Annotated in this window: 7 protein-coding genes; all 7 read right to left on the bottom strand. The window is 33.9% G+C overall.

Going from position 1 to position 5662, the window contains the following annotated elements:
- Window positions 1-70: 70 nt before the first annotated feature.
- Window positions 71-496 carry a hypothetical protein gene (locus J7K39_12430; GenBank protein ID MCD6180701.1) on the bottom strand — a complete coding sequence of 142 codons (426 nt, stop codon included), beginning with the start codon at window positions 494-496 and terminating at the stop codon, window positions 71-73.
- Window positions 489-920 carry a hypothetical protein gene (locus J7K39_12435; GenBank protein ID MCD6180702.1) on the bottom strand — a complete coding sequence of 144 codons (432 nt, stop codon included), beginning with the start codon at window positions 918-920 and terminating at the stop codon, window positions 489-491. The genes J7K39_12430 and J7K39_12435 overlap by 8 nt, the downstream gene beginning before the upstream one ends.
- A 2-nt stretch (window positions 921-922) precedes the next feature.
- Window positions 923-1795 (bottom strand): protoheme IX farnesyltransferase, encoded by an 873-nt coding sequence (locus J7K39_12440; protein MCD6180703.1) that lies wholly within the window; start codon window positions 1793-1795, stop codon window positions 923-925.
- Window positions 1796-1893: 98 nt separating this feature from the next.
- A complete protein-coding gene (locus tag J7K39_12445) occupies window positions 1894-2859 on the bottom strand; it encodes an SUMF1/EgtB/PvdO family nonheme iron enzyme (GenBank protein MCD6180704.1) in 966 nt (321 codons plus the stop codon).
- The gene (locus J7K39_12450) at window positions 2856-4382 is read right to left on the bottom strand and encodes a hypothetical protein (GenBank protein ID MCD6180705.1); all 1527 of its coding nucleotides are present in this window, start codon (window positions 4380-4382) and stop codon (window positions 2856-2858) included. Before J7K39_12450 ends, J7K39_12445 begins: the two co-directional genes overlap by 4 nt.
- A gap of 45 nt (window positions 4383-4427) precedes the next feature.
- On the bottom strand, window positions 4428-5063 hold the full coding sequence (locus J7K39_12455) for a hypothetical protein (protein ID MCD6180706.1): 636 nt from the start codon (window positions 5061-5063) through the stop codon (window positions 4428-4430).
- A 104-nt stretch (window positions 5064-5167) separates the two neighbouring features.
- Window positions 5168-5662: hypothetical protein (locus J7K39_12460; GenBank protein ID MCD6180707.1), on the bottom strand; the 495-nt coding region annotated here is incomplete at its 5' end.

The raw sequence follows: 5662 nt of genomic DNA on the forward strand, positions 1-5662 counted from the left end.
AATCTTTTTAATAAATACATCATATAATCATATCTTAGATGTATGTATTTATAAAAGGTTTAATTTAAACTTATTTTTTTTTATTTTTTAAAAAAGCTTTTAAATATAGAATCCAAACATAAAACATTGCAATACCAATAGCCACATAGATAGGGTAGAGGATAAATTTTGGGATAAATGGAACTCGACGAAGAGTAGAGCCTAAAATTATCATTACCACGATTAGTATTTTATCTCTATTTAGGTGGAATTCCCAAATACTGATAGTTGCTTGCTTGAAAGATTTAATTCGTTGAATATTTTTTATTGTAAGTTTATGGAAAATGAAATATATTTTAATGAATGAAATAGGAACGGCTATTATCAATCCTATCCATATTTGAATAGTTGTTAATATGTCTAACCAGCTATATGCTCTTCTAAGTAGGATATAACTTGCTATTAGCCAGATGAGGCCTGTAATAATAATTAAAGTGTTATGTTTTACCCTAGGCATTTTTAAAGCTTCCTTTTTTAGCAAGGAATAAATAGTAACGAAAACTGGCTAAAAAGAGAGCAAGTCCAATACCAATGTATATTGGGCTTAAAAGATATTTTGGAATAAGAGGTGTATTTCGCATAAAAATACCAAGACTCATCATAAAAATGATTAATAGATATGTCGTCCATTTTTGAAATGCCCAAAGGCATACTTTTCCTTGGTATTGATTAATACGATAGATATTTTTGTTAGCAAGACCACTAAAGCCAAAATAAGCTATGACCAAACCTAATATTATTCCGGTAATTGTTGCAAATATAATTTCGTTAGTTGAGAGTAATGTAAACCACCTTAGAGCCAGGCTTGGCAAAAATATACCGACGCCTGTCCACATAAGACCTGAAATTAGAATGAGAATATTTTTATTAACTTTTGGCATAATTAGAAATATATTGAACCTAAAATAATGATAATCATTGCCGATGCCATATATAGCGAGGCTACTTTAAATACTTGAAAATTAGATTTTTCGCTTGGATATATAATGCTATATATTGCAAAACCAAATGCTATTGTAGCTAGTATTAATAATATTCTTACAAATCCCCAAGACAGTCCTAAAACAAATGCACCTAAGGCAAAAGCAATAGCCGAAGAAATTGTAGACAGAGCAATTATTAAACGTACTCTTTTAAAACCATATTTGGCTGCAAAAGTTGGTATTTGTGCATTGTTATAATCTTCAAAATAGCGCATATTAAAAGTCATAATATGTGTTGGTATCCAGAAGAGAATAGACAGACCCAAAAGAATGCCAATCAAATCTACTTCGCCCACACCCAAAACACGACCTGCCAGAATTGGCATTCCACCTGAAATACCTCCCCAAACGATTGACCAGGCCGATGTTCTTTTCAGCCAAATTGTATAAATTACAAAGTCGACAAATAAGCCTCCAAAAATAACCAAAGCATATAATGGTGATAGATAATAGGCTAAACCTAGTCCTGCAACATTCAAAACTGTACCAAAAATCACAGCTTCCTTTACACTTATTTTACCGGCAGGTAGAGGACGGTCTTCTGTTCTTTTCATTTTAGCATCAATATCTCTGTCCCATATCATATTATAAACAGTGGTTCCACTGATGGCAAGGAATAAACTTATAATCATCCATAGAGTTAAATCCCAACTATTATATGGGCAGCGAGAACTGATAAAACCGGTAATACCTGTAAGCAGCAAGAGCAAGGTTTGTAAGCTCTTAATTAACTGCCAGTAAATATTTAATTTTATTTTTAATTTGTTAATCATCAATTTTTTTATCAAGACAAAAGCACCGGAAGTTAAAATTTGCTTCCGGTGCTTCTTAATTGTTCATTAGATTTATAATTGAATAAAAATATGTTCTATTACTCAGTTACTTCATCTGTGGTTTCTACTTCTTCCGCATCTTCTACGGGAACTTCTTCTTTTACAACATCTCTAGCACATCTAAAGCCAATGTTAATGTTATAGAAATCAGGACCTGCACTGTTGCGTGCCCATACAAATAGATTGTATTCGTAATTGGTAAAACTTCCACCACGCATATAACGGTAGTGTACATTTTTATAGTCGTCGCCTAACCATTGCCAAACATTTCCACCCATATCGTATAAACCATAAGGGCTTCTGTTATCAATAGTTTCAAAATCTCCATAAGTTGTTCCGTTGAAATAACCTACGGGAGTTGTTCTTGAAATATTTCCTCCGTTTAAGCGTTTAAGAGCATTATTACTACTACCGTAGTTAGTATAATGTTTGTTTATTTCATCTCCCCAAGGATAAGCACGTAAATCAGTTCCGCGAGCAGCTTTTGCCCACTCTTTTTCTGTTGGTAAGCGATAACCGTAGAAATTGGCATAGGCTTGAGCTCCAAACCAAGTAACCATCACTACTGGATGATTAGCAAAGCCTTTATCTACAGTAAAAGTACCATTAACAAGCTTAATATGAGATCCTGCTTCTGAGAATGGCATATTTAAATAATCACCAGCAGGAATTTCCCACTCATGCAGATAACCGTCAAAAGGATCGCCTGGATGATAGCTAAAAATACTTCCATCTTTAATGGTAATAGTTCCCTTTGCTGATGCTTCGTTAAGATAGTCAGCGTATTGTTGATTGGTTACGTCAGTAATCATCATTTCATAATCGTAATCAATACTTTCTGCATAAGCATGCATATTGTAATAGAATGGACCGGCAGGAATTACTGCCCAGCTATCTGGATTTACACCTGTATCAATTACTTTTGTTTCTTCGTTAATAATTACATCAGTTGAACAACTGGCAAAAATAGCTAGTACGAAAGTTAAATAAATTAATTTTTTCATTGTTCACCTCCTTCGCTATTAAATTCATCATTTCTTCTGATATTAAGAACAGGATTTGATGTTCTTGGCATTTCTAATTCAGGATTAGCAGCTTCTTTTTTCCAAACGCCATCACCTTTGAATAAATCAAATAGTTTCCATCCTAAGAAAATGGCTAAGGTAACCAATAGTGCTCCTAAACCGAAATCGGCTAATAGCATTGTGGTATTCATTAAACCTTGTTGTGCAACTTCTTCAACAACGAATAAACGTTTCATTGAGAAGATAGTCATAGATGCAAAAGCAACATCCGATCCGATAATCATTATCCAACCAAACCATTTTCTTGCTTTCCCTTTCATACCTGCAACATCAGCATAGTACATTAAAATAATAGTAGCTATTAGCGCTGCTAAAATATGCCAGTGACCTGTAAGTGTAATACGCTCTTCGCGCGCAGGCCAAACTCTAAAGATATCTTCTAATTTGATAGCCATAAAGATACCGATACCACTTACGGTAAAATTCATAAACACCATTTGCCAGGTGGGTCCAAATTTCAATGGATCGTGGAGTAAAGCTTTTAGTTTTTGGAAGATATTAGGTTTTTCATATCCTAATTCTATTGAATTATCGTGTATAAGTTTTTTCCAGCTGTAAATTACAAGCATTAAAGCGGAAAACATAATACCTACAGAACCAATATAGATAAAGGTATGAGCCATATGAGTCCAAACAACAGACCAAACGCCTCCGGAAATTATCATGGTCCCAATAATCATAAATGGCATTGCTATTTTGTGGAAAATACCTTTAAACTCAAGCCAACGACCAACAACTAAAGTTATGGAAACAGCTACAAGAGTTAGCATAATGTGTAAGTGACCAACAATAGCTTTTTGTAAGTGTGTTTTATTTGGATCACGAATAAGATCTTCTGCTAAGAATGTTTCGTGACCGTTAGCCCAGAATGAACCAGTAACAGCACCAAAACCGGCAGAAATAAGCATGGCAACAGTCATTACAAAGAATGCCATGCGTTCCATATCCATTCCGCTTTTAAAATGAGCGTAATCTTTATTGGTTACGTAATATTCTTTTTTCCAAGGATTAAAAGCGAGAGCTAATAATACTCCGGAAAAGAACACTAAGGATTGTCCAACTAGGAATAATCCGTGAAAGGCGAAATTGTGACCCCAATAGGCAAAAGCAAGACCAAATACCATGGCCATCATATAACCTACAGTTACAAGTAGATTAATATTCTTTTGTTCGTGCTTACGCATAGGAACAATTGAAGTCATCATATAAACTTCAATGGCTACTATTGCCATAGCAATAGTGTGGTAGAGCATAATAATTCTACCTGCTCTTTCGGCAGGATTTAGATCCATGCCAAGCCATTTGACTGTTAAATCTCTAATTCCCCATTCTACCATAGGCCCTGACAGCGTTTGAAATATTGCTGTTACGATTGCAACAAGCGAAATAGCTGTCAGGATAAGTCCTTTTGTAGATGTGAAGAGATAATTAAATCTATTCATTGTTTTTAGTTTTTAAATTTGATTTATTGATACCAATTAGGTATTTTATTTAGTATTTGACATATTTTTCATAAATCCCCAAGTATATGCCAATGTCATAAGCAATAGTATTGGAGCTAAAATTGTGAAAACAACTTCGACAGTAAAAATCCCTAAAAGCGGTTTTCCTGCACCAAGAAAAGCCAAAGCCATTCCGCCAATCCCTATAATTGTGCCACCAACTGTTACCCAAACAAATCCCTTTTCAGCAACCTTATCTTTAACAGCCAAAATTGGGATTAAGAAAATTGTTAATCCAGCAAGTGAGTGAAAGATAGGGTAGATAAGCTTAGTGTCTATGACACCATAATTTTGTAAAATGATTAGGATAAACCCTAATACTAAAAATAGAACATAGGCCTTAGCGTACTTTTCGTAAAATTGACACATTAAACCTGAGGCAATAGCGAAAGGAATTAGGGTTGCAACAATCTTTATTTCGGGGCGTGCTAAAACAGCAAAATCGAATAAGATTACTAAAACTCCTGACACGAAGAGTACAGCAAATGAAACTATGTAATGGTAAAAATAATTTATTCTACCGGTAGTACCTTTAATTGCTTGAATAAATCGATAAATTAAATAAACGGCTGTAAGTCCCGTTATTAATAAAATAACCTGATCTAAAAGTGTTGTTTCCATAATGTTTTTAGTTTATAAATATATTAAACTATAAAGGTACTGAAATATTTAATAAAAAAAACTCAATGAGCAATAATTTGCTCATTGAGTTAGATATGTTATTATTAAGCTTTTTCTTCTTCAGTCAAATATTTTTTGAAGAAAGGAAGTAGTAATAAAATAAATAAACCTAGTGACATCATACCGCCTACAGCCCACTCAAAAGAACCTCTTACAAAATAGTTTTGGAAGGTTGCTATGGCTGAGAATAAAGTAACTGTTAGCATAGTGTTATAAGCCCATTTTTTGCGTAAGAAAACGAAAGGCATCATGAACATCATAATGTAAGCAGCAATATAATTACCGTATCCACCTAACAATAGGGAGATGGTGTTTGGATTATAAGTTGCTTCTGTCTTTTTAACTATAACGCTATCAACAACATGTTTACCTGTTGCTGGATCTTTGTATTTGCGAACGATATCAACAGGTGTGTCTGCTTTAAGGCTATCTACTTGTTTTTGTGAAATGGTAGTCAGTGCAATAGCATCGTAATGATCTAAATTTGTGTAAACATTACTATAAGGAGAGTAAGTATCTACAGTTTCTGTTTGATATTC

The sequence above is a fragment of the Bacteroidales bacterium genome, from assembly GCA_021157585.1.
Taxonomy (GTDB): Bacteria; Bacteroidota; Bacteroidia; order Bacteroidales; family UBA12170; genus UBA12170.